The sequence below is a fragment of the Flavobacterium sp. HNIBRBA15423 genome, from assembly GCF_052655965.1.
The window spans coordinates 569,835-595,392 of the sequence record NZ_CP199751.1; the positions used below are offsets into that span (position 1 = coordinate 569,835).

General features: G+C 30.6%; 27 protein-coding genes. 18 read left to right on the plus strand and 9 right to left on the minus strand.

The features are described from left to right. Positions 1–121: 121 nt before the first annotated feature. Both ACULEV_RS02425 and ACULEV_RS02430 read left to right on the plus strand, forming a co-directional pair. On the plus strand, positions 122–811 hold the full coding sequence (locus tag ACULEV_RS02425; protein WP_445457098.1) for a tetratricopeptide repeat protein: 690 nt from the start codon (positions 122–124) through the stop codon (positions 809–811). 71 nt (positions 812–882) lie between these two features. After that, complete coding sequence (locus ACULEV_RS02430; RefSeq protein WP_445457099.1) at positions 883–2,238, plus strand: UDP-N-acetylmuramate--L-alanine ligase; 1,356 nt, start codon at positions 883–885, stop codon at positions 2,236–2,238. A gap of 40 nt (positions 2,239–2,278) precedes the next feature. On the opposite strand, the gene ACULEV_RS02435 is transcribed toward ACULEV_RS02430, so the two are convergent. Continuing rightward, on the minus strand, positions 2,279–2,929 hold the full coding sequence (locus ACULEV_RS02435) for a DUF1287 domain-containing protein (protein WP_445457100.1): 651 nt from the start codon (positions 2,927–2,929) through the stop codon (positions 2,279–2,281). Between the two features lie 115 nt (positions 2,930–3,044). On the opposite strand from ACULEV_RS02435, the gene radC reads away from it, so the two are divergent. From radC to ACULEV_RS02450, 3 genes are read left to right on the plus strand one after another with little or no spacing between them, the layout of a single operon-like run. Beyond that, entirely contained in the window at positions 3,045–3,728 is a 684-nt protein-coding gene (gene radC / locus ACULEV_RS02440) for a RadC family protein (RefSeq protein ID WP_445457101.1), read from the plus strand. A gap of 55 nt (positions 3,729–3,783) precedes the next feature. Further along, complete coding sequence (parS, locus tag ACULEV_RS02445) at positions 3,784–4,287, plus strand: type II RES/Xre toxin-antitoxin system antitoxin (protein ID WP_445457102.1); 504 nt, start codon at positions 3,784–3,786, stop codon at positions 4,285–4,287. Next, positions 4,287–4,745, plus strand: coding sequence for an RES family NAD+ phosphorylase (locus ACULEV_RS02450; RefSeq protein ID WP_445457103.1), 459 nt, complete (start codon positions 4,287–4,289; stop codon positions 4,743–4,745). The genes parS and ACULEV_RS02450 overlap by 1 nt, the downstream gene beginning before the upstream one ends. Positions 4,746–4,747: 2 nt before the next feature. On the opposite strand, the gene ACULEV_RS02455 is transcribed toward ACULEV_RS02450, so the two are convergent. Next, positions 4,748–5,149, minus strand: coding sequence for a Fur family transcriptional regulator (locus ACULEV_RS02455; protein ID WP_445457104.1), 402 nt, complete (start codon positions 5,147–5,149; stop codon positions 4,748–4,750). A 55-nt stretch (positions 5,150–5,204) separates the two neighbouring features. On the opposite strand from ACULEV_RS02455, the gene ACULEV_RS02460 reads away from it, so the two are divergent. From ACULEV_RS02460 to ACULEV_RS02485, 6 genes are all read left to right on the plus strand, one after another. After that, positions 5,205–5,552 carry a MerC domain-containing protein gene (locus tag ACULEV_RS02460; RefSeq protein ID WP_445457105.1) on the plus strand — a complete coding sequence of 116 codons (348 nt, stop codon included), beginning with the start codon at positions 5,205–5,207 and terminating at the stop codon, positions 5,550–5,552. Between the two features lie 161 nt (positions 5,553–5,713). After that, positions 5,714–6,343: an ABC transporter ATP-binding protein gene (locus ACULEV_RS02465; RefSeq protein ID WP_445457106.1), complete on the plus strand. Its 630-nt coding sequence runs from the start codon at positions 5,714–5,716 to the stop codon at positions 6,341–6,343. Position 6,344: 1 nt separating this feature from the next. Next, positions 6,345–7,643 carry an ABC transporter permease gene (locus ACULEV_RS02470; protein ID WP_445457107.1) on the plus strand — a complete coding sequence of 433 codons (1,299 nt, stop codon included), beginning with the start codon at positions 6,345–6,347 and terminating at the stop codon, positions 7,641–7,643. Beyond that, entirely contained in the window at positions 7,636–8,121 is a 486-nt protein-coding gene (locus tag ACULEV_RS02475; protein WP_445457108.1) for a hypothetical protein, read from the plus strand. Before ACULEV_RS02470 ends, ACULEV_RS02475 begins: the two co-directional genes overlap by 8 nt. 139 nt (positions 8,122–8,260) lie before the next feature. After that, entirely contained in the window at positions 8,261–8,950 is a 690-nt protein-coding gene (locus tag ACULEV_RS02480; protein WP_445457109.1) for a YjjG family noncanonical pyrimidine nucleotidase, read from the plus strand. A 1-nt stretch (position 8,951) separates the two neighbouring features. Continuing rightward, positions 8,952–9,683: a hypothetical protein gene (locus tag ACULEV_RS02485; protein WP_445457110.1), complete on the plus strand. Its 732-nt coding sequence runs from the start codon at positions 8,952–8,954 to the stop codon at positions 9,681–9,683. Between the two features lie 60 nt (positions 9,684–9,743). Here ACULEV_RS02485 and ACULEV_RS02490 read toward each other — a convergent pair whose 3' ends face one another. From ACULEV_RS02490 to ACULEV_RS02500, 3 genes are all read right to left on the minus strand, one after another. Next, positions 9,744–11,021, minus strand: coding sequence for a replication-associated recombination protein A (locus ACULEV_RS02490; protein ID WP_445458510.1), 1,278 nt, complete (start codon positions 11,019–11,021; stop codon positions 9,744–9,746). Positions 11,022–11,112: 91 nt separating this feature from the next. Beyond that, positions 11,113–11,562, minus strand: coding sequence for an inner membrane protein YiaA (gene yiaA / locus ACULEV_RS02495; protein ID WP_445458511.1), 450 nt, complete (start codon positions 11,560–11,562; stop codon positions 11,113–11,115). Between the two features lie 117 nt (positions 11,563–11,679). After that, complete coding sequence (locus ACULEV_RS02500) at positions 11,680–12,261, minus strand: Crp/Fnr family transcriptional regulator (RefSeq protein WP_445457111.1); 582 nt, start codon at positions 12,259–12,261, stop codon at positions 11,680–11,682. Between the two features lie 118 nt (positions 12,262–12,379). Between ACULEV_RS02500 and ACULEV_RS02505 the strand changes: the two genes are divergently transcribed. Beyond that, entirely contained in the window at positions 12,380–13,135 is a 756-nt protein-coding gene (locus ACULEV_RS02505) for a rhomboid family intramembrane serine protease (RefSeq protein ID WP_445457112.1), read from the plus strand. A 48-nt stretch (positions 13,136–13,183) separates the two neighbouring features. On the opposite strand, the gene rlmB is transcribed toward ACULEV_RS02505, so the two are convergent. The 4 genes from rlmB to ACULEV_RS02525 all read right to left on the minus strand — a co-directional run bounded on the left by rlmB (position 13,184) and on the right by ACULEV_RS02525 (position 20,413). Continuing rightward, the gene (gene rlmB / locus ACULEV_RS02510) at positions 13,184–13,918 is read right to left on the minus strand and encodes a 23S rRNA (guanosine(2251)-2'-O)-methyltransferase RlmB (protein ID WP_445457113.1); all 735 of its coding nucleotides are present in this window, start codon (positions 13,916–13,918) and stop codon (positions 13,184–13,186) included. Between the two features lie 65 nt (positions 13,919–13,983). Beyond that, entirely contained in the window at positions 13,984–15,402 is a 1,419-nt protein-coding gene (locus tag ACULEV_RS02515; RefSeq protein ID WP_445457114.1) for a SusD/RagB family nutrient-binding outer membrane lipoprotein, read from the minus strand. 11 nt (positions 15,403–15,413) lie between these two features. Then, on the minus strand, positions 15,414–18,656 hold the full coding sequence (locus ACULEV_RS02520) for a SusC/RagA family TonB-linked outer membrane protein (RefSeq protein ID WP_445457115.1): 3,243 nt from the start codon (positions 18,654–18,656) through the stop codon (positions 15,414–15,416). Between the two features lie 95 nt (positions 18,657–18,751). Beyond that, positions 18,752–20,413 (minus strand): hypothetical protein, encoded by a 1,662-nt coding sequence (locus ACULEV_RS02525; RefSeq protein WP_445457116.1) that lies wholly within the window; start codon positions 20,411–20,413, stop codon positions 18,752–18,754. A gap of 271 nt (positions 20,414–20,684) precedes the next feature. Between ACULEV_RS02525 and rpsL the strand changes: the two genes are divergently transcribed. From rpsL to rplD, 6 genes are all read left to right on the plus strand, one after another. Further along, positions 20,685–21,092: a 30S ribosomal protein S12 gene (rpsL, locus tag ACULEV_RS02530; RefSeq protein WP_445457117.1), complete on the plus strand. Its 408-nt coding sequence runs from the start codon at positions 20,685–20,687 to the stop codon at positions 21,090–21,092. Positions 21,093–21,116: 24 nt separating this feature from the next. Next, on the plus strand, positions 21,117–21,593 hold the full coding sequence (rpsG, locus tag ACULEV_RS02535) for a 30S ribosomal protein S7 (RefSeq protein ID WP_445457118.1): 477 nt from the start codon (positions 21,117–21,119) through the stop codon (positions 21,591–21,593). A 17-nt stretch (positions 21,594–21,610) separates the two neighbouring features. Continuing rightward, on the plus strand, positions 21,611–23,767 hold the full coding sequence (gene fusA / locus ACULEV_RS02540) for an elongation factor G (RefSeq protein ID WP_445457119.1): 2,157 nt from the start codon (positions 21,611–21,613) through the stop codon (positions 23,765–23,767). 11 nt (positions 23,768–23,778) lie between these two features. Then, positions 23,779–24,084 carry a 30S ribosomal protein S10 gene (rpsJ, locus tag ACULEV_RS02545; RefSeq protein WP_045968439.1) on the plus strand — a complete coding sequence of 102 codons (306 nt, stop codon included), beginning with the start codon at positions 23,779–23,781 and terminating at the stop codon, positions 24,082–24,084. Positions 24,085–24,303: 219 nt separating this feature from the next. After that, positions 24,304–24,921, plus strand: coding sequence for a 50S ribosomal protein L3 (gene rplC, locus ACULEV_RS02550; RefSeq protein ID WP_445457120.1), 618 nt, complete (start codon positions 24,304–24,306; stop codon positions 24,919–24,921). After that, a complete protein-coding gene (rplD, locus tag ACULEV_RS02555) occupies positions 24,921–25,550 on the plus strand; it encodes a 50S ribosomal protein L4 (RefSeq protein WP_445457121.1) in 630 nt (209 codons plus the stop codon). Before rplC ends, rplD begins: the two co-directional genes overlap by 1 nt. The last annotated feature ends 8 nt before the right edge of the window (positions 25,551–25,558 follow it).

Consider the following 25,558-nt stretch of genomic DNA (forward strand, 5'->3'; position numbering starts at 1 on the left):
GAGTGATAAAAAACATAAAAGGTTGGATTTGATTTTTAAAAAAACCTTTGCCTAAGATAAATATTTTTTTCATTCTGTTTTAATCATTGTATTTTCTTAATTTTGAGCAATAAATTTTATTATGTATAAAATCATTTTGTTTTTTTTACCAATTTTTGTTTTCTCTCAAACTAACTTTGAAAAAGGAGAGAAACTATTCAATCAAAAAAAATATAGTGAAGCTAATGTGTATTTTGAAGATTGTTTAAAGTCTAATAAAAATGATTATAAAACTATTGAATATCTTGGAGATATTGCAGGATATTATAAAAATTGGGATGAAGCTATAGAAAGGTATAAACTTCTAAAAGAAAAATTTCCCAAAAACGCGAACTATCATTATAAATATGGTGGTGCAATGGGAATGAAAGCTAAAGAAAGTAATAAGTTTAAAGCATTAGGAATGATTGATGAAATTGAAGAATCATTTAAAACAGCTGCAAAATTAGATACTAAACATATTGATACACGCTGGGCTTTAGTAATTTTATATCTAGAATTACCCGCAATAATAGGTGGAAGTGAAAAAAAATCTCAAAAATACGCTGATGAACTGATGAACATTTCAAAAATTGATGGTGTAATGGCAAAAGGGCACATAGATGAATATTTTGAACGTTACAATTCTGCGGAAAAATATTTTTTACAAAGTGTTAGTTTAACACACTCAGCTACAGCTTATAAAAGATTAATTAATTTGTATAATAAAATGAAACTTTTTCAAAAAGCAAAAGTAGCTCAAGAGGAATCAGATAAATACAATAAAGAGTAAATAACAAATAATAATCTCAAATCCAATCAATGAAAATTTGGAATTTAGATTTTAAAATATTGGAATTTTAAATGAATACACATTTCATAGCAATAGGAGGTGCAGCTATGCACAATTTAGCATTAGCATTGCATAATAAAGGATATAATGTAACAGGTAGTGATGATGCTATTTATGAACCATCTAAATCAAGACTTGAGAAAAAAGGCTTATTGCCACTAGAAATGGGATGGTTTCCTGAAAAAATTACTTCAAATATAGATGCTATTATTCTTGGAATGCATGCCAAAGCCGATAATCCAGAATTATTAAAAGCTAAAGAGTTAGGATTGAAAATTTATTCTTATCCAGAATTTCTTTACGAGCAATCGAAAAATAAAACTAGAGTTGTTATTGGTGGATCACATGGAAAAACTACTATAACTTCAATGATTTTGCATGTAATGCACTTTCATAATATTGAAGTGGATTACATGGTAGGAGCACAATTAGAAGGGTTTGATACGATGGTTCATCTTACTGAAGATAATGATTTTATTGTTTTAGAAGGAGATGAATATTTGTCTTCACCAATAGATTTACGTCCAAAATTTCATTTGTACCAACCTAACATTGCTTTATTATCTGGAATTGCATGGGATCATATTAATGTGTTTCCAACATTTGATAATTATGTAGAACAATTTAGAATTTTTGCAAATCAAATTATTAAGGGTGGAATTTTAATTTACAATGAAGAAGATGAAACTGTAAAGCAAGTAGCTGAAGAAACAGAAAACCCAATTCGTAAAATAGCCTATCAAACACCAAGCTATATTGTTGAAAATGGAATGACTTTATTAGATACACCAGAAGGACCAATGCCAATTGAAGTTTTTGGAGCTCACAATCTAAATAATTTAGCTGGAGCCAAATGGGTTTGCCAATGTATGGGTGTGGATGAAGCTGAGTTTTACGAAGCGATTGGAAGTTTTAAAGGCGCAAGCAAGCGATTAGAAAAAATTGCAGAAAGCAACAATAAAGTTGCCTATAAAGATTTTGCTCATTCACCAAGTAAAGTGTCTGCAACAACTAAAGCAGTTAAAAATCAATATCCAGATAGAAAATTGATAGCTTGTTTAGAATTGCATACTTATAGTAGTTTAAATGCAGAATTTTTAACACAATATGAAGGAGCATTAGACAGTGCTGATGTAGCAGTTGTTTTTTATTCACCAGATGCAGTAAAAATTAAACAGCTAGAAGAGGTAACTTATGACCAAATTGCTCAATCTTTTAAACGAGACGACTTAATTATTTATACAAATCCAAGGGAGTTTAAAGACTTTTTGTTCTCTCAAAATTTTAATAATAGCGCTTTATTGTTAATGAGTTCAGGAAATTATGGAGGTTTGGATTTTGATGAAGTTAAAGATTTAGTCAATTAATTTATTTTTAATGTGTCGATTTAAAATGGCAAATAATCTATTACTTCTCAAACCTAAAATGGCCTACAATTGTATAATTAAATAAACAGTCTTCTAGCACTTGACCACCTCCTACATTATGAACGATCATAGGGCGTTTACCGTCATTAGATTTCAAATGAGTAATAATTCCTATATGGGGTAATTTATCACCTATCATCCAAGTAATTATCTCTCCAGTTTTATAATTGTTTGGATTTTGACTTACGGCTAGTTTTTCTCCTTTTCTAGTAAAAAAAATTTCAAGATTTGGTACACGTCTGTGGTCAATATTTTTATCGGTGGTTTTTAAACCCCAAGTTTTTGGATATTTAGAAAAATTGGACTTCATATCTTCATGAACCTCTTTTTGTAAATCGATTCCCAATTTTCGATAAGCGCGAATCACAACATCAGTGCAAACTCCTGTTTTTTCAGGAACATCACCATTTGGATATTTTATACCAACATAACTTGGAGTGTAGACGACTTCAGGGTCAATAATTGAAATCGCAGCATTAGATAGCTTTTCTGCAAATGTTTTTGGGTAAATTAATTCAGTTGTAATGTCTTTTTTTATTTCTTTAATTTCAACTATAGATTTTCTTTTTTCTTTATTCTCTTGGCAACCCAATGAATTGATAAGTAATGCTAAAAGTAAAATATATTTCATCTTCTATTTTTTAATAAATAACGGAAAAGTAATTAGTAAATTGTAAATTAAATATTTTGAAACTAATAAAAAAATAATTTAATTTGTTTTTTATAAACGCCAAAATAAACAATATATGTACACGCCAATTAATCAGTGGGCTGAAGATGATCGCCCACGTGAAAAATTTCTCCTTAAAGGTAAATCAACCTTATCAGATTCTGAATTACTTGCTATTTTAATCGGTTCAGGTTCTCGAAATGAAAGTGCCGTTCAATTATGTCAACGTATTTTAGCTTCTTCAAGCAATAATCTTAATCTACTTGGTAAACTTTCCATTACTCAATTAATGCAATTTAAAGGAATTGGTGAAGCCAAAGCAATTTCAATTGCGGCTGCTTTAGAACTTGGTAGAAGAAGAAGAGTAGAGGAAGTTGTTGAACTTGCAAAAATCACTTCAAGTAAAGCTGTTTTTGAATTGATGCAGCCTATTATTGGTGAATTGTCACATGAAGAATTTTGGGTAATATATCTTAATAATGCAAACAAGGTTATCTATAAATCGCAAATTAGTAAAGGAGGTCTAACTGGAACTGTTGTTGATTCTCGTGTTATTTTTAAATTAGCCTTTGAACATAATGCTACTTCAATTATTTTATCACACAATCATCCTTCTGGAAAATTACAGGCAAGTCAGGCTGATATTCAATTAACAAAAGCATTGCAACAGGCTGGAAAAAGTTTAGAGATTCAAGTTCTAGATCATATTATAGTTACAGAAAATGGCTATTTTAGTTTTGCAGATGAAGGAATGATGTAAATAAATTTGTTTACTAAGGACAATTGTCGTAAATTTACAGACAAATGACGTTATTATGACAAAGTTAGTTGCGAATTCAGATGTTAAGATAGATAAAGCTGTTAGAATGTATGTCTCTAAAGTGGGAAAGGAGTCTGATTTAACTGTGGTTGATAAAAATATTACTTATAAAAAATTCTTATCTAATAGAATGTTAATTGTACATTCTATTAGAAGAGGTTTGCCTTATGAATTATATGATTTAATTAAAGAACGCACTCCTTTTAATGAAGAAGATTGGGCTCAGTTTTTAGGTGTTTCTTTGCGAACATTACAGCGTAATAAGTCAAAAAAAGATTTTGTTTTTGATCCTATTCCTACAGAAAAGATTCTAGAATTAGCTGAAGTTACTTCGCTTGGAAAAGAAGTATTTGATTCCAAAGAACAATTTTACCTTTGGTTAAATACTCCTAATTTTGCCTTAGGAAATTTGCAACCTTTTGAGTTGTTAAAAGACTCATACGGAAAAGAAATGGTTATGAATGAGTTGAATAAAATTCAATACGGAATATTTGTGTAATGGAAGTATTTCGGTTAGCCAATAAAAAATATCCTATCGAACTTTCAGGAGTTGGTGCTTCTATTACAGGTGCAAGATGGAATTCTAAAGGAATAGAAGTGGTTTACACAGCTGAGAGTAGAGCGCTCGCTATGGCTGAAGTTGTAGTTCATGTTACTTTAGCAACTTTACCCAGTGGTTATGCTATGCTAACTATTTTTATTCCTGACGAAGTTGTTATAGAGATGGTAGATATAAAGAAATTACCACTCGGTTGGAATAGTTTTCCAGAACTTGTAGATACACAGAAAATAGGGGATGAGTTTCTTAGAAATAAAAAAAGTGCAGTTTTAAAAGTGCCTTCAGCAGTAGTTCAAGGTGATTATAATTATTTATTGAATCCTTTTCATGATGATTTTAAGAAAATTAAAATTATTCAACAAGATGATTTTCCTTTTGATAAGAGAATTTTCAAATAATTTTATCCACTACAATTAGAACATATTCCTGAAATCAAGAGTTGCATTTCTTCAATTTTGTATCCTTTTGGAAGTTTTATTTCTGGAGTTATTTTGTCCAAACAAATTGTTTTTCCACATTTTTTACAGGTGAAGTGGATATGATTGTGAGTGTGAATTTCTTCTTTATGATTGCAAGTTTTACATATAGCATATTGAATGCCTCCTTCAAGGTTAACAATTTTATGTAATTTTCCTTCGTCAACTAATCGATCTAATGCTCTATATATTGTAACTCTATCTATTTTTTCTTTAAAAAAATCTTGAAAATCTTTATGAGTTAGGGCTTCTTGCTTGTTTTCTAATAAATTTATTATTTCTTGTTTAGTTGTTGAATTTCTTTCTCTTTTTATTTTTTTATCCATTATATTATTTTTTATTATATATTTGCAACAATGTTGCGTTTAAATATTTTAAAAAATGAAAACTCAAATTTCAAAATCTCTTGACTATATAGGAATTTCAAGTGCCACTTTATGTCTAATACATTGTGTTCTTTTTCCTCTATTAGCAATTATTCCTGTAGGAATAAGTCATAATCATTGGATAGATTTATTGTTTGTAATGATTGGTTTGTATGCAGTTGTAAAAATACTAAAAACTAATGTTCAAAAATATATTAAAGCCATTTTATTGATTTCAATAAGTTCTATTTTTTTTAGTATAATTTATACAATCATAACTCACGAGCATACTATTATAATGTATTTGGCTGGAATTGGAATGATTCTAGGTCATGTATTGAATTTGAAAAAGCATAAACATTAGTGTTGTAAATTAATTTGGCTCTTTGTGGAGTTAATTGTTATTGTTTGGTTATTAATACGTTTTCATATAAACTACAAAGGCCAAATTTTTTTAAAACATTAAGAAATTCTTTCTTTTCAATTTGTTATCTTGCAGCTCATTAAAAACTAAGCATATCAAAAATGATAAGCACTAAAAACATTACATTCTCTTATAACAAAGATCAAATCTTTATTTTGCCTGATTTGCACTGTGATGCAGGAAATACAATCTTGATAACTGGTGATTCAGGAAAAGGAAAAACTACTTATTTGCATATTTTAGCAGGTTTGCTTCGTCCTTCAACGGGAACAATAGAGATTGATAAGACTAATATTGTAACTTTATCTGAAAGTAAAAATGATAAATTTAGAGGTCAGAATATTGGAATAGTTTTTCAAAAATCTCACTTTGTTAGCGCTTTGACAGTTTTAGAAAATTTAGAAATGGCAAGCTGGTTAGCAACAGGTAAGAAAAATTCGGCAAGAGCCAAAAAACTTTTGGAACAATTAGATATTATAAGTCAAAGTGATAAATTGCCTAATCAATTAAGCATTGGTCAACAACAACGTGTTTCTATTGCTCGTGCTTTAATGAATGAACCTAAAGTACTATTAGCTGATGAGCCTACTTCTAGTTTAGATGATAGAAATGCTGAAAAAGTAATTGAATTACTGACTTTTTTATCTAAAGAATACAAAGCAGCTTTAATTATAGTAACGCACGATAGTCGAATCAAAGAAAAATTTAGTAACCGAATAACCTTAGTGTAAAATGATAACAAAACTAGCATGGAGAAATATTTGGTTTAAGCCTTTAAATACCATTTTAAGTATTATTTTATTAACTTCAAGTGTAGCAATTATTACGGTTTTAGTGTTGCTGGAAAAACAATTTGAAGAGAAATTTAATAGTAATATTGATGGAGTAGATTTAGTGCTTGGAGCACAAGGAAGTCCGTTACAATTAATATTGTCTTCAGTTTATCAAGTAGATGCTCCTACAGGTAATATTAGTTATGATTCTGCAAAAGTTTGGATGCAGCATCCGTTTATTAAGAAGGCAATTCCTTTGGCATTTGGAGATAATTATAAAGGGTATAAAATTTTAGGAACAACACCTGATTATTTAGAGAAATATGGAGCTAAAATATCTAAAGGGAAAATATTCGAAAAGAACTTTGAAGTAGTAGTAGGTGGAGAAATGGCCCAAAAATTGAATTTAAAAGTAGGTGATGAATTTTTTGGTTCACATGGAGATGCTGCGGAAGGTGAAGTTCACGATCATTATTCCTATAAGATTGTTGGTATTGCTGAAGTGACAGGTAGAGTGATAGATAACCTTATTTTATGCACTATTCCAAGTGTTTGGCAAATGCATGGTAATCATGAAGAAGAAGAATTACATAATCCTGAGCATGGCGAAGAAGGTCATATACATGAAGATGGTGATGAACATTTTCAACATGAACACGATCATGATGAACATGCACATGAAGAAGAAGAAATGACTCTAGATGAAAAAGGAATGGAAATAACAGCCGTTTTGTTGCAATTTAGAAATAAAATGGGAATTGTTACTTGGCCGAGAATCATAGCACAAAATACTAAAATGCAAGTTGTTTCACCAGCTATAGAAGTTAATCGTCTAGTTTCAATGTTTGGAATAGGAATTGATGCATTACGTTATTTAGCTTATGGTATCATGCTAATTTCTGGGATTTCAATATTTATTGCTTTATTCAATACTTTAAAAGAACGTAAAAATGAATTTGCCTTATTAAGAGTAAATGGAGCAAAACGTTATCAACTTTTAACTTTAGTTATGATAGAAAGTTTATTGCTTTGTGTTGTTGGTTTTATTTTTGGCACAATTTTAGGAAGAATAGGATTAATGTTTATTTCAAGGTCAGCAGAAAAAGATTTTAAATTCAGTTTTAATCCATATGAATTTATTTGGGAAAAAGAAGGAGTTTTATTTTTATTAACCATCTTTGTGGGTGTTTTAGCAGCCTTAATTCCGGCCATAAAAGCATATCAATTAAATATTTCAAAAACATTAGCAAATGCATAATTATATTAAATTTTCAATAGCTTTATTAGTAGTAGTTTTTTTATTTAGTTTTGATAAAAAAGATGAAAATATTACTCTAAAAAATGACACAAACATTGTTTTAACAGACACTTTAACTTGGAGTTTATTAGGTAAGATAGATTATTTAAAAAAACCAGATAAAGTATATGGTGAAATTATGTTTCCTGTAATTAACCCAAAGTTAAAATCATTACAAGGTAAACAAGTTACTATTAGTGGTTTTATTATTCCAATAGATAATAAAAATTATGCAATTAGTAAAAATGTATTTGCAGCTTGTTTTTTCTGTGGAAAATCAGGACCAGAAACTTTAATGGGAATTAAATTTAAGGGAGAATTGCCAAAATTAAAAACGGATCAGTTTGTTACTTTAAAAGGCACATTTAGATATAATGATAGTGATGTGGAAGATTGGATTTATCACATAGAAAATACAGTTATTACAGCTGGAAATTAATTTGAAACCCATCTTTTTGGGCTTTTTTTAAACTTTTTTCGTAGTTAGTTTTCATCATTTTAATTTTCAATAAATGACTAAATGCCATTTTATTAAGTAATGTAGCTTTGATTGATTTCAAACCATAGAAGTATATAAAATGATTTTTAAAAATAAGAAACACCTTTTTTTCGATTTAGATCATACACTTTGGGATTTCGATAAGAATTCAGAAGTAGCATTTGATATTATTTTTAAGCAACATAATTTTAATTTTACAGTAACTGATTTTTTAGAGCATTATATTCCTAAAAATCAATATTATTGGTCACTTTATCAGGTAAATAAAATTTCACAAGAAGAACTTCGTTTTAAACGTTTAAATGATGTTTTTGATATTCTAGATGTTTCCATTTCTGAAGAAATAGTAAATCAAATTTCCAATGATTATATTGAACATTTGCCAAATAGCAATCATTTATTTGATGGAACAATTGAAATTTTAGAATACTTGCGACCTAAATATAATTTGCATATTGTTACAAATGGTTTTCATCATGTACAAGATAAAAAAATGAAAAATGCGAATATTTTTCATTACTTTAGTACTATAACTAATTCGGAGTTGGCTGGAGTAAAAAAGCCACATCCAAATATATTTGAATTTGCATTATCTTCAGCAAAGGCTAATAAAGAAGACAGTATAATGATAGGAGATAGTCTTGAAGCTGATATTGTAGGAGCTTTAGACTTTGGAATTGACGCAATCTTTTTTAATGAAAAAAAAATTAAAATTGAAAGAAATGTAACCCAAATTAATCAATTAATTGAACTTAAATTTTTTTTATAATATGAGAAAAATGACATTTATTGTAGCGATTGTGTTTTCTTTATTAACACAAGCACAAGAAAAATATAAATATGTTGTTGTACCTGAACAATTTTCTTTTTTTAAAGAGGCTAATAAATATAATTTAAATAGTTTAACCAAGTCATTTTTCGAATCGGAAGGTTTTACTGTTTTTTATGATACAGACGACCTACCTGAGGAATTGTTAAAGAATAGATGTTTTGCTTTATACGTTAATGTTGTAGAAAATAATTCTATGTTTGTTACCAAAAACACGGTTGAGGTAAAAGACTGTAAAAATAAAGTTTTGGCTACAAGTATTGAAGGAACTAGTAGGGAGAAAGATTTCGATAGAGCTTACAATCAGGCTTTAAGAACTGCGCTAACTTCTCTAAAAGGGAAATTAAATTTGACAACTGAAAATTTAGTTGCTTCATCCAAAGTGGAACAAGCGTTAGAAAAACCTAAGGTTTTAGAAGATTTAATTCCTGTTGGTAAGGAATTAGAGAATAAAAATTTATTATATGCTTTGCCAACAAACATAGGATTTAAATTAGTAAATGCTATTCCTAATGTTATTTTTAAATTACAAAAAACATCTATTGATAATCTTTATCTTGCTGAAAGAGGAATGATGGATAATGGTCTTTTTTATAAAAAAGAAGAATCTTGGTTTTATGAATATTATAAAAATGATAAATTAATTATTGAAAAAATAGAGGTGAAGTTTTAATGATTTTTTAAATAGTCTTAGAAGTATAGTCATAATTTGATTTTATTCTAACTACGAACTTCAATACTCGTATTTATCTTTCCATCGATTTTTTAAGAAAGTTCTTAATTCCCGTTCACGTGCATTGTCACCTGGTTCAAAAAGTTTTGTTCCATTAAGTTCTTTTGGTAAGAAGTCTTGTTCCGCAAAGTTATTGGGAAAATCATGTGAGTATTTATATTCTTCACCATAGCCTAATTCTTTCATTAATTTTGTAGGAGCATTTCGCAAATGTATTGGAACAGATAAATCTCCAGTTTGTTTAACTAATTGTTGCGCTTTATTGATAGCCATATAACTTGTATTGCTTTTTGCAGATGAAGCTAAATAGATTGCACACTGACTTAAAATAATTCTGCTTTCTGGATAACCAATGGTTGTTACAGCCTGAAATGTATTATTTGCCATTATTAACGCAGTAGGATTTGCATTACCAATATCTTCACTTGCTAAAATAAGCATTCGTCTAGCAATAAATTTTACATCTTCGCCCCCTTCAATCATTCGTGCAAGCCAATACACAGCACCATTTGGATCACTTCCACGTATCGATTTTATAAAAGCTGAAACAATATCATAATGTTGTTCTCCCGTTTTGTCATAAAGAACAGTATTTTTCTGAACAAGATGAGTAACTCTATCATTTGTTATTTCAATTAAATCATCATCAGATGCATTAACTACTAATTCAAAAATATTAAGTAATTTTCTTCCATCTCCACCAGAAAGTCTTAATAAAGCTTCTGTTTCTTTTAATTCGATTTTCTTGGTTTTTAAAATTTCATCAGTTGCAATGGCTCTTTTTAGAAGTAATTCTAAATCATCTTTGGTGAATGCATTTAAAATATAAACCTGACATCTTGACAACAGTGCTGGAATTACCTCAAAACTTGGGTTTTCTGTTGTTGCACCAATTAATGTAATCCAACCTTTTTCAACGGCAGCTAGCAAAGAATCTTGTTGTGATTTGCTAAAACGATGAATCTCATCGATAAATAAAATTGGATTTTTTGCAGTAAATAAACCACCACTTTGTTTTGCTTTATCAATGACTTCTCTAATATCTTTTACACCAGAGTGAATAGCACTCAACTGATAAAAAGGACGTTTGCTTTCTTGAGCCATTATTTGCGCAAGAGTAGTTTTGCCAGTTCCAGGTGGTCCCCATAAAATAAGACTAGGAATAATTCCTTTACTTATTTGATGTGTTAACGAACCTTGTTCACCTACTAAATGTAACTGACTAATATATTCCGATAAATGTTTTGGACGAATACGTTCTGCTAATGGTGCTTCCATAGTGTAAAAGTACATTTTTTTCATTTTTAACTAAAGTAAAAAGGTTTGAAAATTTACTTTCAAACCTTTTTGTTTTCAAAATAGATGATTATTATTCGTTACTTTTTTCTGATTTATTAGATAGTAACAAATCGCGGGTGTTTTTTTGAACAGTTATAGCTGAAAATAGACTTAACAAAAATGCCATACCATAAAATCCTTTTTCACTTAATTGTAAATTAGCATTCCAAAGTCCAATTATCAAGAGTAGAATTGAAATTAATGTTGTAAACCAGCTAATTCCATAATACATATCTGTTACTGGTATTCCTTCAAGTCTGTCTCGTACTGATTTTTGTACAGAGATTACAGAAAAGAGTCCAAATAATAAGATCGAAAAGTAATATCCTTTTTCGTTAAGCTCCATTTGTGCGTTCCAAAGACCAATACAATAAGAGACCATGCCAGTCAAAAGAGCAATCCATGAGGCTCCAATAAATGCACTCGTAGGCTTATTTAACGTAATTGTTTCAAAATGATTATTCTTTGCTTTGAGACTCATTTTTTCTGAGTTACTAAAATTACTTGCTTCCATAATTTTTTGATTTAAATTTCTAAGGCAAAGTAAATGACTTGGAGTATTGCAAACAATGAACTTGGGTTAATAAATTGCGTTTAGTTAAATTTTTGCTCGTATTCTACTTAATGCTTGTGGAGTAATACCTATATAGGATGCAAGATATTTTTGTGGAATTTCTTGAATTAATTGTTGCTGTTCTTTTACTAAATTTAAATAGCGATTTGTAGGAGAGTCTTTCATAAAGCTTAATTCTCTTTTGGATTTATATAAGAAAAAATCTTCTGCAAATACTCTTCCTATTGACTCACCAGCATTTGTATGTTTGTAAATTTCGTGTAAATCTGCACGAGAAATACAAATTACTTTTGATCTGGTTAAACTTTGAATACATGCAACACTTGGAGTCTGAGTTAAAAAAGAAGAATAACTACTTAAAAATTTACTTGGAAATCCAAAATCAATAGTTACATCTTTTTCAGGAAGTTCAATGAATAATCGAAAAACACCTTCTAAGATGAAATAGATTTTATTTTCAATTGTATTTGTGGTAATAAGCAAGTCTTTCTTTTTGTATTCCTTTATATGTAGTTTAGACGAAATGAATTGCCAATCACTGTCAGAAATACTTACTTTCTCATTTAATATTTTTCTTAATTTTTCCACGCAATAAATGTAATTCATTTTGTTTATGATACAAAAATATATGATTAGGAAATGTTTTTATTATGACAAAATTAGTTAACTCTATGACAAAAAAGCATATTTGTTTTTTTGGTCTTATCTTTGACATTTACATGATATGAAAAAAACTACCATAGATAATCCTTTTTATTTTGGCTATTCAGTTATTATTTTGCCTATGTTGTTTGTCTTGGCTTTATGGATAATTTTCTGGATAGAAATACATTTTAAAATAAGTTTTTCACATTTTGGGATTTATCCGAGACAAAGTTTTGGATTAAAAGGAATTTTATTTAGTGCCTTTTTACATGGTAGTTTTCAACATTTACTGAATAATTCATTAGCATTATTCGTTTTATTAGGAATACTTCGATTTTTTTACAGAGAACAGACTGCCTTAGTCATCGTATTTGGAATTTTATTTTCAGGTTTAGGTACTTGGTTATTGGGAAGACCAAGTTATCATATAGGAGCAAGTGGTTTAATATATGTTTTAGTAAGCTTTATTTTTTTTAAAGGAATTTTTACAAAATATTACCGACTAATGGCTGTGTCATTTTTAATAATTCTTTTATATGGAGGAATGGTTTGGTATATGTTTCCAGATATAGAAAAAGGAATTTCATGGGAAGGTCACTTAAGCGGTTTTTTGACAGGTTTGGCAATGGCTTTGGTTATGAGAACATCTCAATTTGCCAAACCAGTTGTATACGAATGGGAAAAACCAGAATTTAATCCTGAAAATGATGCTTTTATAAAAAATTTTGATGAAAAAGGAAATTTTAATCCACCTCCAAAACCTGAAGAAATTATAAAAGAATATTTTTCTTCTTCATTAAAAGTAATCTATGATTTTATTGGAATCAAGAAATAGTTAATTATAATAATTTAAATCTGTTTTTCTATTAATATATTGAAGACATTATAATCTTTGTCTCACAACTTCATATAGAAAAGCACCACAAGCAACAGAAACATTTAAAGATTCAATAGTTCCATACATAGGAAGCTTTGCTTTATGGTCTACTATCTTTAAAACAGAAGGATTTACTCCTCGATCCTCACTACCCATTATAATTGCAGTTGGTTGTGTGAAATTAATATCATAAATTGTATTCTCAGTTTTTTCTGTTGCAGCAATAGTTTGTATACCACTAGCTTGTAAATAATAAATTGCATCTTTAATATGTTCCACTTTACAAATAGGAACATTAAAAACAGCACCAGCACTAGTTTTAACTGTATCACCATTTACGGGTGCAGAACCTTGTTTTTGAACAATGATACCATTCACACCAGTACATTCGGCAGTTCTAATAATTGCTCCAAAATTGCGAGCATCAGAAAGTTGATCTAATATAAGAAAAAGAGGTTTTTTGCCAGCGTCAATTACGGTAGTAATTAAAGTTTCTAAATCATGAAAAGAAACTGGTGAAATAGTTGCTACTGCACCTTGGTGATTTTTAGAAGTTAATCGGTTTAGCTTTTCAATGGGAACATATGAAAAATTAATATTGTTTTTTTTCATAATTTTCATCAATTCCTGCATTAGGTCTCCTTGACTTTCTTTTTGAATAAAAACTTTATCAATTTCTTTTCCAGCCTGAATGGCTTCAATTATTGCTCTAATTCCAAATATTTGATTTTCTTTTTCCATGATGCAAATGTATAAAAAAACCACCTCATTTGAGGTGGTTTTAATATAATTATAATTTTATGAAATTAGTTTACATCCCAAAATATTGGTGTAGCTAATTCATCACCTCCTATTGCAGCAGCAGCAGCTGTATAGTTAGTTAAATTTAATGTTTGCTCATTTAAAGGGTAAGTGTAACGCTTTGGAACAGGAAGTAATGATACAGCAGCAGTATTCATTACTGGTGCATCATATTTTCTATAGATTGACCATCCTTCAAAACCTCTATTATACATAGCTAACCAAAATTGGAAACCAATTTTCTCTCTCCAAGTTCCTGTTGCAGTTGTATATGCTACAGAAGGGTTTAATAAGTAGGCAGTTGCGTCAATTGTAGAAACTCCCCAGTCTTCCATTGAAGCTGTGATTCCAGCATTGTAATGCGTTTCAGCAGTACCACCAACAGCATAACCTCTTTCAGAAGCTTCAGCTAAAAGAAATTCAACCTCTGAAAAATCTAAAAGAACTCCTCTGAAATCAGGTGCTTGTATCATATCATTAATATGAGTATAACTTGGGAAAGAGTTGTTGTCACCATATGGACCACCTACGTATGTACCAGCTCCTAAATTATCATCAAAATATGCAGCTCTTCTTGGATCAGATAAAGTGTTCATATAATCTACTAATGTATTAGCAATAACAAAATCACTTCTTCCACTTTGAACTAAATCTACCCATAATGGATTTGTATTTGGAGGTGAAGTTTCGTAGCTAATTGTAGCATTGTCAGAATTTGATGTGAACACACCTGCAGCAACTGCTTGTTCAGCATTTGTTTGTGATAATGTGCTTAAAGCTGCAACATCAGCAATTCTCATAGCTAATTTTAGCTTAACTGAATTAGCAAATTTTAACCATTGATTAATATCGCCTCCATAAATTACATCAGCAGAAGTGAATCCAGATTCTCCAGTAATAGAAAATTGATTTATTGCATCGTTTATTCTTACAATTAAATCTTCGTAAATTGTTTGAGCATCATCGTAAGATGGAGTTGGTGCTTCAGAACCTTTTAAGGCTTCACTATATGGAATATCTCCAAAAGTATCTACTAATTGTTGCCAAGTATATACTTCTAAAACTGAAATCATAGCTATTTTGTTGTCACTATTTACTTTTGATTTTGCATCTTTTAGATCATATAATACATCTCTATACATTTCAGAAAAATGATTTGCAGGAATGTTTCTTGTATTTAAATCATAGTTTGATTCGTCAATATATGTTGTCTCAGTCCAATATTGTGCAAATAATCTGTAAACGTTTGTATTTACATTTGTGCTTTCCATTTGGTCAAAAAGACTTTTTGCAGAGGCAGTAAATAAAGCATCAGCAGAAACTTCTGTTGGATTATTTGGGTCTTTGTTTAAATCTTCATATCTTTCATCAGATGCACAGCCGATAACTAGCACAGATGATAATAAAATTAAATATTTTTTCATAGTATTTTGTATTAGAATTCTAATTTTAAGCTTGCTCCAACCTCTCTAACGGATGGATAAACTCCAGATTGATACCCTTGGATATTTCCAGCACTTAGTCCAGCTTCAGGATCTGAAAATGGAGTGTTTTTATCAATAATCCATAAGTTTCTTCCTATAATAGAGAAAGTTAAATTTTGTAAAGACAAGCTTTCAGCTAACTTATTAGGAAGTTTATACCCGAATGATACCTCTCTTAATTTTACAAATGAAGCATCATAAACGTGAGCAGCATTTGGAGTTCTAGCATAACCCCATGGATTAACATAAGTTGTAGCATCACCAACTGTTGTGTTTGCAGATCCATCAGCATTAACTCCATTTAGTATTACACCACCACCTGCAGAAATAGGGTCACGAACTGGATTTCCTAAATGGTTTGTTCCAGCAGTAAAGTCATAAAGACCAGTTGCGTAACCATACCATGTGTCAAGAGAAAATACATCACCGCCTTTTTGTATATCAATTAAAAAGCTAAAACTTAAGTTTTTATATTTTAAATTGTTTTTAACTCCACCTGTCCAATCAGGATTAATATTTCCTATGATATTATTAGTTGAAGATGTTCTTGCATATTTCCCTATCCATGATGCAGAAGGTGCATCAGCTGCCGTGTAAACTAAAGGTTGTCCATTAACATAAACATAATCACTACCTCTAATAACCCCAAAAGGCTCACCTAGAGTTGCTCCAAGTGATATACCTCCTTGTACGCCAGCTAAAGGAATATATTCAGTTCCAGCAGCTAACTTAACAACTTCGCTTCTGTTTTGAGCAAAATTCACTTTAATGTCCCAAGAGAAATTTTCTGTTTTAATTGGAGTACCATTAACAATAAATTCAATCCCTTTATTTTCTATATCACCAGCATTCAAGAATAAATTTGTAGCTCCTGAACTAGGGGATACAGTTAATGGAGTAATTAAATCAACTGTTTTTCTATTATAGTATGAGAAATCAAAACCAAATCTATTGTTGAATAATTGCATTTCCATTCCAAGTTCTAAATCTTGAGTTTTTTCAGGTTTTAAATTTGGATTATTGAAAGTAGCTGGATTAGAAGCACTTGCAGAACCTCCAAAACCAGGATTTACAACATAAGTATTAAATACATTGTAAGGATCTGTATCATTACCTACTTCTGCATAATTAGCTCTAATTTTACCAAAGTTTAACCAATCTTGTTTAACTAGGTTAGAGAAAACAATACTTGTTGATACAGATGGATAATAATAAGTATTATTATCTATAGGTAAAGCAGATGATCTATCTCTACGAATTGTTGCATCTAAGTAATAAGTGCCTTGGTATCCCAATCCTACTTTAGCAAACAAACCGTCAACTTTTTTAGTGAAATCAACTTTTCCATAATCTGCAGAAGTTAATGGATTAGCACTATTTGATAAGGTGAATAATCCTGGAGTAACTAATCCTCCATTTGTTCCAATTGTTAATAAATTTGCTTTATTAACACGAACATTCAATCCAACTAAACCATCTACAGTAAAATCTTCGGATATGTCATAATTAAATGTTCCCATTAAATCATAATTTACCTCCGAAATTTTTCTATTTGATACATTATATGAAGAAACATCAACTGAGCCAACGTCTATTCTTTCTTCTCTTATTTCTGAATAAGAATCATAAGTAAATCTTCCTAAAAGACTAAACCATTTAGTTACTTCTTGATTTAATGTAAAGTTTCCAATGTAACGGTCTCTTTTGTCATTTTGAAAATTTTTGAACAAAGTCCAATAAACATTATCTGTATAGATTGGAGATCTATCATCAGAAGAATTAACGTTCCAAGTGATATTTTGACCAGTACTGAAATATGCATCTTTCTGTTCTTGCATATCAACATTTGTTTGAAACCACTGACGGAAAGATTGCATTGGATTTCTAGAATCATATCCTGTTCCATTTCTACCTTTACCATTTGTATTGATATATGAAAAATCCACAGAACCTTTTAATTTATCTGTAAAGTTATGTGATGCAGAAAAAGTTAAATTATTTCTTTTAAGTTGACTATTTGGCATTACACCTTCTTGAATCTTATTGGTAAAACCTAATCTGAAATCACCAGAATCTGTACTCTTTCCAAAAGAAACTGAATTTGTATAAGTTAAAGCTGTTTCAAAAACTGAATTTGGAGTATTTTTAGCAGCTACCCAAGGCGTTGCTTGTAAATAACCTGGTAATTCAGGAAAGATAGATGTCCATTGGTATACATTTAAATTTGGATCAAAAGCTGCCCCATAGGATGCGTCTTCCGTGAAAGGAACTACTAAATCATCAGTACTATCTCCATTGATGTCAAAATAACTAAAGTAACCACTTGGATCATCATAATATGGGCCATAACCTGCACCATATTTATCTTGATATTTTGGTAATGTTTCTTTGTCTACAGTACCAGCTGTAATAGAACTAGTAAAAGAAACGCCAATTCCTTTTCCTTTTTTACCTTTTTTTGTTGTGATAATTATTGCACCATTACTAGCTCTAGAGCCATATAATGCTGTTGCAGCCGCACCTTTTAATACGTTAAGTGATTCGATGTCGTCTGGATTGATATCCATCGCAGCATTTCCATAGTCGTAACCGCCTCGACCTGTTCTTTGATTGGCACTATTACCTGTGTCATTGTTAACTGGAGTTCCGTCAATAACAATTAAAGCTTGGTTGTTTCCTGTAATTGAATTGTACCCTCTAATAATGATATTTGTTGAACCACCCATAGTTCCAGATGACTGAACGTCTAATCCAGCTACTTCTCCAGATAATGCATCTGCAAAGTTTGTTACAGGTGTATCAGCAATATCATCACCTTTAACCTCTTGTGTTGCATAACCTAATGATTTTTTTTCACGACTAATTCCTAAAGCCGTTACTACAACTCCTTCTAGAGTCGTTACATCTTCTTGCATAGTAACTTTTAAAGTAGTTGAATTAACAACAACTTCTTGAGTCTTCATGCTTACATAACTGAAAACAAGTGTAGAACCTTGTCTTACTTCGATTTTAAAATTACCATCAAAATCGGTCTGTGTACCATTACCTGAGCCTTTCTCTTGAATAGCTACACTTGGTAACGGAAGTCCGTTTTGATCTACAACTGTTCCAGAAACAGTTTTTACCTGAGCAAAAATCATTTGCCCTAACATCACTACTAATACTGTTAGTAATACGTTAAATTTAGATCTCATATAAGTTAATTTGAATTAGTTGACCAAAATTCAAAAAAAAAACTTTGTTATCCTAATATTATTTAATCTTTTTTTAACATTTAACATTACTTATCCTAAAATTTTGCTTTAAAACTAATTTGTATAACAGAATTGGATAATTTAATGTTTTGATTTTCAGTTGATCCATTGGAATATACAAAATGTAATAATCCGTTGTTGGTTAATAATTCAAATCCTATGCCTAAACCAAGTAGTTTGTTTTTTGTCTCCGTAGTTTTGTCTTCATAGTATGCGTAATCTAATATTGAATGTATAAAAAGATTAGGGGTAATTATATATCTATATTCTGTCATTAATCCTGTAAGTAAATTTGTTTGAAGTGAATTTTCTCTAAAACCTCTTATGGAATTAATACCTCCAAACCGATATAGTTCATTAATAAGATAGTTTTCACTATTGAGATAAAAAGTTTGGTTTTTTAATAGTATATTATTTTTGTTGTTTAAGTTGATTAAATGACTTAATTCGAGTTTGCTAAAAAACTGGTTAGTTTTTTCTTGATTATTTTTTCTAGTTCCTGTTCCTAGTGTAATTTGTAAATTTGTTTTATCGGGTAATAGGTAATTTAGAATATTGGCTTTTTTGTATTCATGAATTATTGTGTAAAATTGATTTTTGAAATTTGTTAGGTTTTGGGCATTTGTATTTTGGATATCCACAGATGTAGTATTTTGGAATCCTATAAAAGTTTTTTGGTTAAAAGAAAAATAATAACCTAAATTTAAATGTATCTGTGTGTTTTGAAAAGTACTATCTTGTTTGAAAATATTTAATTCAGATTTTATGCCTAAAGGTGTTTTAAAGATATAGGGTTGTTCTGTACTTAAATCAAATAAAGTTTGTTGATTTCCATCGTTCTTCCAAAAAATCTTAAATTTTTCACCTGAGTTTAAGGTGTTTATAAGTAGTAAATCGAGATATCCGTTAAAAACAAGTTTTTGATTCTTGTCATTTGAAAAACCAATGTATCCATCAAACTTATTAGGTTTTGATTTATTTACATAAGCAAAAATGCTTGTCTTGTTTTCTGTAAATAATATTTCGGGATATTTTAATTGTGTGATAAATGTTAAGCTGTTTAAATCATTGTAAATTCTTGCTACAAGATTTTGATTGAAAACTTTGTTTTTTATTTTTCGTGTAAATTGATGTTTTATATTTCTTGGAAAATTTTCATATCCTAACAGTATAAGGTCATCACTTATTCTTTGAGAGTTTAATTGTATATCAAGATTTGAATATAGTGTGTTTTTCTTTTTTTCTTGATTTATTAGTTTGAGTTTTGCCAGCGAATAACCTTTTTTTTCTAGAATTTGTAATTTGTTTAATATCCAACTCTCTGTTTCTTCAAAAGGGAAAAATAAAGTATCTTTTGAAATAGATAATTCTGTTTTCTTTTCAATTGAAAGATTGTTAGCGATTATTCCAATTCTCTCTACTTTGTCACCTATATAATAAGTGTAATTAAAAGTACTGTCGTTTATTTTTTTCTGATCTTTTAATATAAATTCTAAATAGCCAACTTTATTCAAAATTGAGTCAAATTTTTTAATGTAGCCTACTATGGAAGCAACATTCTCATGAGTTTTTATGTAGCTAATACTATCAATTATTTCTTTGTCTTTTGGAGAATATCCAGTAATAGTAAGATGAAATTGTTGTCCTTGTAAAAAAAGGCTACTTATTGAAAATAATAAAATGTAAATTTTTTTCATTGTTGTAAAGTAACGTAAAATTGTAAAATAAATTTTAATTTGGAGCGATTCTGTAGTCATTTTTGTAAACTATGTTCCTGCTGTCCGCTATACAAGGTGCCGCTCCCATCAGGGCTATGAGATGTGGTTTGTTGAGTTTTAGGGTTTGTGATGGTTTTAATAGACTTGAAAATAAACAAATTAGATTTGTTTTGTAAAAAATAATAATTACATTTGCACCCCCTAAATAGTGTTAGGGAGTTAAATTTATAAGTAATTATTATAAACAATTATGCCAACAATTCAACAATTAGTAAGAACTGGAAGAGCCAAAATAACTAAGAAGAGTAAATCGGCTGCTTTAGATTCTTGTCCTCAAAGAAGAGGGGTTTGTACGCGTGTTTATACTACAACACCAAAGAAACCAAACTCGGCAATGCGTAAAGTTGCCCGTGTTCGTTTAACAAATGGTAATGAAGTAAATGCTTACATCCCTGGAGAAGGACATAATCTACAAGAGCACTCGATAGTATTAGTTAGAGGTGGGAGAGTAAAAGATTTACCAGGTGTACGTTACCACATCGTTCGTGGTGCATTAGATACTGCAGGTGTTGCAGGAAGAACACAACGTAGATCTAAGTATGGTGCAAAACGTCCAAAACCAGGACAAGCAGCAGCAACAGCTGGAAAGAAAAAGTAATTTAAAATCTTTTAAAGTAAAGACATGAGAAAAAGACAGGCCAAAAAAAGACCTCTTTTACCAGATCCAAAATTTAACGATCAGTTAGTAACACGTTTTGTGAACAACTTGATGTGGGATGGTAAAAAATCAACAGCTTTTAAAGTGTTTTATGATGCATTAGATATCGTAGAAGCAAAAAAGCAAGATGCAGAAAAAACTGCTTTAGAAGTATGGAAAGATGCATTAACAAATGTTATGCCTCACGTAGAAGTGCGTTCACGTAGAGTGGGTGGAGCTACATTCCAAATTCCAATGCAAATTCGTCCAGATAGAAAAATTTCTTATTCTATGAAATGGATGATTCTTTATGCAAGAAGAAGAAATGAAAAATCGATGGCTAATAAGTTGGCTTCTGAGATTTTAGCTGCTGCTAAAGAAGAAGGAGCTGCTGTTAAGAAAAGAATGGATACTCATAAAATGGCAGAAGCTAATAAAGCATTCTCTCACTTTAGATTTTAATTCATAAAATAATAGAAATGGCTAGAGATTTAAAATATACTAGAAATATAGGAATTGCAGCTCACATTGATGCTGGTAAAACAACAACAACAGAGCGTATTCTTTTTTATACTGGGAAATCACATAAAATTGGTGAAGTACATGATGGTGCTGCGACAATGGACTGGATGGCTCAAGAGCAAGAAAGAGGTATCACAATTACTTCGGCTGCTACAACTTGTGAGTGGAATTTTCCTACTCAACAAGGTAAAATATTGCCAGAATCACAACCATACCATTTTAATATTATTGATACTCCTGGTCACGTTGATTTTACTGTAGAAGTAAACAGATCATTACGTGTGTTAGATGGTTTAGTGTTTTTGTTTAGTGCTGTTGATGGTGTTGAACCTCAATCAGAAACAAACTGGAGACTTGCAGATCAATATAGAGTGCCTCGTATGGGGTTTGTTAATAAGATGGATCGTCAAGGGTCTAACTTTTTAGCAGTTTGTGATCAGGTGAAGGATATGTTGAAGTCAAATGCAGTTGCTATTACATTACCAATTGGTGAAGAAAATGATTTTAGAGGAGTAGTTGACTTAGTGAAAAATCAGGCTATTGTATGGCATGATGAAACACAAGGAGCTACTTTTGATATTATTGATATTCCAGCTGATATGGTTGATGATGTAAAGCATTACCGCTCAATTCTTATTGAAGAAATCGCTACTTATGACGAGAATCTTTTAGATAAGTATATGGAGGATGAAAACTCTATTACAGAGGATGAAATTAATAATGCATTACGTGCTGCTACAATTGACATGGCTATCATTCCTATGATTGCTGGTTCTTCTTTTAAAAACAAAGGAGTACAGTTTATGTTGGATGCAGTATGTAAATATTTGCCTTCTCCAATGGATAAAGAAGGTATCGAAGGAATTCATCCTGATGATGCTGATTTATTAGAAGAAGATCAAAAGAAAATTTTACGTCGTCCTGATCCGAAAGAGCCGTTCGCAGCTTTAGCATTTAAAATTGCTACTGACCCTTATGTTGGTCGTTTAGCTTTCTTCCGTGCTTATTCAGGTCGTTTAGATGCAGGTTCATATATCTTGAACACTCGTTCAGGAAATAAAGAACGTATATCTCGTATTTATCAAATGCACGCTAACAAACAAAATCCAATCGAATATATTGAGGCTGGAGATATTGGAGCTGCTGTAGGATTTAAAGATATCAAGACTGGAGATACGATGTGTGATGAGAAACACCCAATTATTCTTGAGTCAATGAAATTCCCTGATCCTGTAATTGGTATTGCAATTGAACCAAAAACAAAAGCTGACGTAGATAAAATGGGGATGGCTTTGGCTAAATTAGCTGAAGAAGATCCAACGTTTACAGTTAGAACTGATGAAGCTTCAGGTCAAACGATTATTTCTGGTATGGGCGAGCTTCACTTAGATATCTTAGTGGATCGTATGAAACGTGAGTTTAAAGTTGAGGTGAACCAAGGTGAGCCACAAGTAGAATATAAAGAAGCATTCACAAAATCTGCTACCCATAGAGAGGTTTATAAAAAGCAATCTGGTGGACGTGGTAAATTTGGTGATATTGTGTTTACTTTAGAACCAGCAGAAGAAGTAGATGGTAAAGTACCAATGGGATTACAATTTGTTAATGCTGTAAAAGGTGGTAACGTTCCTAAAGAATATATTCCTGCAGTTGAAAAAGGATTCCGTGAAGCGATGAAAACAGGTCCATTGGCTGGTTATGCAGTGGATAGTTTGAAAGTAACATTAACGGATGGATCTTTCCACCCTGTGGATTCTGATGCTTTATCTTTTGAATTAGCTGCTAAATTAGGTTATAAAGAAGTAGCAAAAGCAGCTGGAGCGGTTATTCTAGAGCCAATTATGAAAATTGAAGTTATTACTCCAGAAGAAAATATGGGTGATATCGTGGGTGACTTAAATCGTCGTCGTGGTCAAGTTAATGATATGGGTGATAGAGCTGGAGCTAAAACTATTAAAGCAGATGTGCCTTTATCAGAAATGTTCGGATATGTAACAACTTTAAGAACATTGTCATCAGGTAGAGCAACTTCTACTATGGAGTTCTCTCATTATGCTGAAACGCCATCTAATATTTCAGAAGAGGTAATTAAAAAAGCAAAAGGTAACGCTTAATTTTTAAGAAAATGAGTCAAAAAATCAGAATAAAATTAAAATCATACGATCATAATTTAGTGGATAAATCTGCTGAAAAAATCGTTAAGACTGTAAAAAGTACAGGAGCTGTAGTTACTGGACCTATTCCATTACCTACTAACAAGAAAATCTTTACTGTTTTACGTTCACCACACGTGAATAAAAAGTCTAGAGAGCAATTTGAACTAAGTTCTTACAAGAGATTGTTAGATATTTATAGTTCTTCATCTAAAACAATTGATGCTTTAATGAAATTAGAATTGCCTAGTGGAGTTGAAGTAGAAATAAAAGTTTAGTTTCTCACTGCAAAAGCAGTATAAATATAAAACCGTTAGTGTGAAAGCACTACGGTTTTTTTAATGATGTAAAAATGATATTTCTTTTAATGTTAAGAGGAGATTAATTATTTTTGCAAGAATTAAAAAATAATTATATATTTGCACCCTCAAAATGAGGAATGTGTACATTATATATGTATAATATTGAAAATAGTTTAATTAATTAATTAGTTTTATATGTCTGGGTTAATCGGAAGAAAAATTGGCATGACTAGTATCTTTGATGAGAACGGGAAAAATATTCCTTGTACTGTTATTGAGGCTGGACCATGTGTTATTACCCAAGTCAGAACCAAAGAGGTTGACGGGTATAGTGCTCTTCAGCTTGGTTTCGATGACAAAACTGAAAAGCATACAGTAAAAGCAGAAGAAGGTCACTTCAAGAAAGCAGGAGCAGTTGCTAAGAAGAAAGTTATTGAATTCAAGTATTTTGAAGAAGAACACAAATTAGGTGAAGTTCTTACAGTAGATTTATTTACTGAAGGAGAATTTGTAGATGTTCAAGGTGTTTCTAAAGGGAAAGGTTTTCAAGGGGTTGTTAAGCGTCACGGGTTTGGTGGTGTTGGTCAAGCAACTCATGGTCAACATAACCGATTAAGAGCTCCAGGTTCTGTTGGTGCGTCTTCTTATCCATCAAGAGTATTCAAAGGCATGAGAATGGCTGGAAGAATGGGTGGAGAGAATGTTACAGTTCAAAATCTTAAAGTTTTAAAAGTTGTTGCTGATAAAAATCTTTTAGTTGTTAAAGGATGTGTTCCAGGACATAAAAACTCTTATGTAATCATTCAGAAATAATGGAAGTAAAAGTATTAGATTTCAACGGAAAAGATACTGGAAGAAAAGTTCAACTTTCTGATTCAGTATTCGCAATAGAGCCAAATAATCACGCAGTATATCTTGATGTTAAACAATATTTAGCAAATCAAAGACAAGGTACTCATAAAGCTAAAGAAAGAGCTGAAGTTGCTGGAAGTACTCGTAAGATTAAAAAACAAAAAGGAACTGGTACTGCTCGTGCAGGTAGTGCAAAAAACCCTTTGTTTAAAGGTGGAGGTACGGTTTTTGGACCAAGACCAAGAAGTTATTCTTTTAAATTAAATAAAAATTTAAAGAGATTGGCTAGAAAATCTGCTCTTTCGTTAAAAGCAAAAGGGTCAAGTTTGATAGTTTTAGAAGACTTTACATTTGAAACGCCAAACACTAAAAATTTCATTAATGTATTGAAAGCTTTAGGTTTAGATAATAAAAAATCTTTATTTGTGTTGGGTGATTCGAATAAAAATGTATATTTGTCGTCACGAAATTTAAAGACGTCTTCAGTGGTAACTTCTTCAGAATTAAGCACTTATAGTATTTTAAACGCTAATAGTTTGGTGGTTTTAGAAGGTGCTTTAAGCGGAATAGAAGATAATTTAAGTAAATAAATAAGGTT

What these genes read in the sequence shown, in the direction of transcription:
- radC (WP_445457101.1), top strand. Translation starts at nt 3,045, where the DNA reads ATGTACACGCCAATTAATCAGTGGGCTGAAGATGATCGCCCACGTGAA.
- rpsG (WP_445457118.1), top strand. Translation starts at nt 21,117, where the DNA reads ATGAGAAAAAGACAGGCCAAAAAAAGACCTCTTTTACCAGATCCAAAA.
- ACULEV_RS02490 (WP_445458510.1), bottom strand. Translation starts at nt 11,021, where the DNA reads ATGGAAGCACCATTAGCAGAACGTATTCGTCCAAAACATTTATCGGAA.
- yiaA (WP_445458511.1), bottom strand. Translation starts at nt 11,562, where the DNA reads ATGAGTCTCAAAGCAAAGAATAATCATTTTGAAACAATTACGTTAAAT.
- ACULEV_RS02525 (WP_445457116.1), bottom strand. Translation starts at nt 20,413, where the DNA reads ATGAAAAAAATTTACATTTTATTATTTTCAATAAGTAGCCTTTTTTTA.
- ACULEV_RS02450 (WP_445457103.1), top strand. Translation starts at nt 4,287, where the DNA reads ATGGAAGTATTTCGGTTAGCCAATAAAAAATATCCTATCGAACTTTCA.
- ACULEV_RS02455 (WP_445457104.1), bottom strand. Translation starts at nt 5,149, where the DNA reads ATGGATAAAAAAATAAAAAGAGAAAGAAATTCAACAACTAAACAAGAA.
- rplD (WP_445457121.1), top strand. Translation starts at nt 24,921, where the DNA reads ATGGAAGTAAAAGTATTAGATTTCAACGGAAAAGATACTGGAAGAAAA.
- rlmB (WP_445457113.1), bottom strand. Translation starts at nt 13,918, where the DNA reads ATGGAAAAAGAAAATCAAATATTTGGAATTAGAGCAATAATTGAAGCC.
- ACULEV_RS02500 (WP_445457111.1), bottom strand. Translation starts at nt 12,261, where the DNA reads ATGAATTACATTTATTGCGTGGAAAAATTAAGAAAAATATTAAATGAG.
- fusA (WP_445457119.1), top strand. Translation starts at nt 21,611, where the DNA reads ATGGCTAGAGATTTAAAATATACTAGAAATATAGGAATTGCAGCTCAC.
- rpsJ (WP_045968439.1), top strand. Translation starts at nt 23,779, where the DNA reads ATGAGTCAAAAAATCAGAATAAAATTAAAATCATACGATCATAATTTA.
- parS (WP_445457102.1), top strand. Translation starts at nt 3,784, where the DNA reads ATGACAAAGTTAGTTGCGAATTCAGATGTTAAGATAGATAAAGCTGTT.
- ACULEV_RS02435 (WP_445457100.1), bottom strand. Translation starts at nt 2,929, where the DNA reads ATGAAATATATTTTACTTTTAGCATTACTTATCAATTCATTGGGTTGC.
- ACULEV_RS02465 (WP_445457106.1), top strand. Translation starts at nt 5,714, where the DNA reads ATGATAAGCACTAAAAACATTACATTCTCTTATAACAAAGATCAAATC.
- ACULEV_RS02485 (WP_445457110.1), top strand. Translation starts at nt 8,952, where the DNA reads ATGAGAAAAATGACATTTATTGTAGCGATTGTGTTTTCTTTATTAACA.
- rpsL (WP_445457117.1), top strand. Translation starts at nt 20,685, where the DNA reads ATGCCAACAATTCAACAATTAGTAAGAACTGGAAGAGCCAAAATAACT.
- ACULEV_RS02475 (WP_445457108.1), top strand. Translation starts at nt 7,636, where the DNA reads ATGCATAATTATATTAAATTTTCAATAGCTTTATTAGTAGTAGTTTTT.
- rplC (WP_445457120.1), top strand. Translation starts at nt 24,304, where the DNA reads ATGTCTGGGTTAATCGGAAGAAAAATTGGCATGACTAGTATCTTTGAT.
- ACULEV_RS02425 (WP_445457098.1), top strand. Translation starts at nt 122, where the DNA reads ATGTATAAAATCATTTTGTTTTTTTTACCAATTTTTGTTTTCTCTCAA.
- ACULEV_RS02470 (WP_445457107.1), top strand. Translation starts at nt 6,345, where the DNA reads ATGATAACAAAACTAGCATGGAGAAATATTTGGTTTAAGCCTTTAAAT.
- ACULEV_RS02430 (WP_445457099.1), top strand. Translation starts at nt 883, where the DNA reads ATGAATACACATTTCATAGCAATAGGAGGTGCAGCTATGCACAATTTA.
- ACULEV_RS02460 (WP_445457105.1), top strand. Translation starts at nt 5,205, where the DNA reads ATGAAAACTCAAATTTCAAAATCTCTTGACTATATAGGAATTTCAAGT.
- ACULEV_RS02520 (WP_445457115.1), bottom strand. Translation starts at nt 18,656, where the DNA reads ATGAGATCTAAATTTAACGTATTACTAACAGTATTAGTAGTGATGTTA.
- ACULEV_RS02505 (WP_445457112.1), top strand. Translation starts at nt 12,380, where the DNA reads ATGAAAAAAACTACCATAGATAATCCTTTTTATTTTGGCTATTCAGTT.
- ACULEV_RS02515 (WP_445457114.1), bottom strand. Translation starts at nt 15,402, where the DNA reads ATGAAAAAATATTTAATTTTATTATCATCTGTGCTAGTTATCGGCTGT.
- ACULEV_RS02480 (WP_445457109.1), top strand. Translation starts at nt 8,261, where the DNA reads ATGATTTTTAAAAATAAGAAACACCTTTTTTTCGATTTAGATCATACA.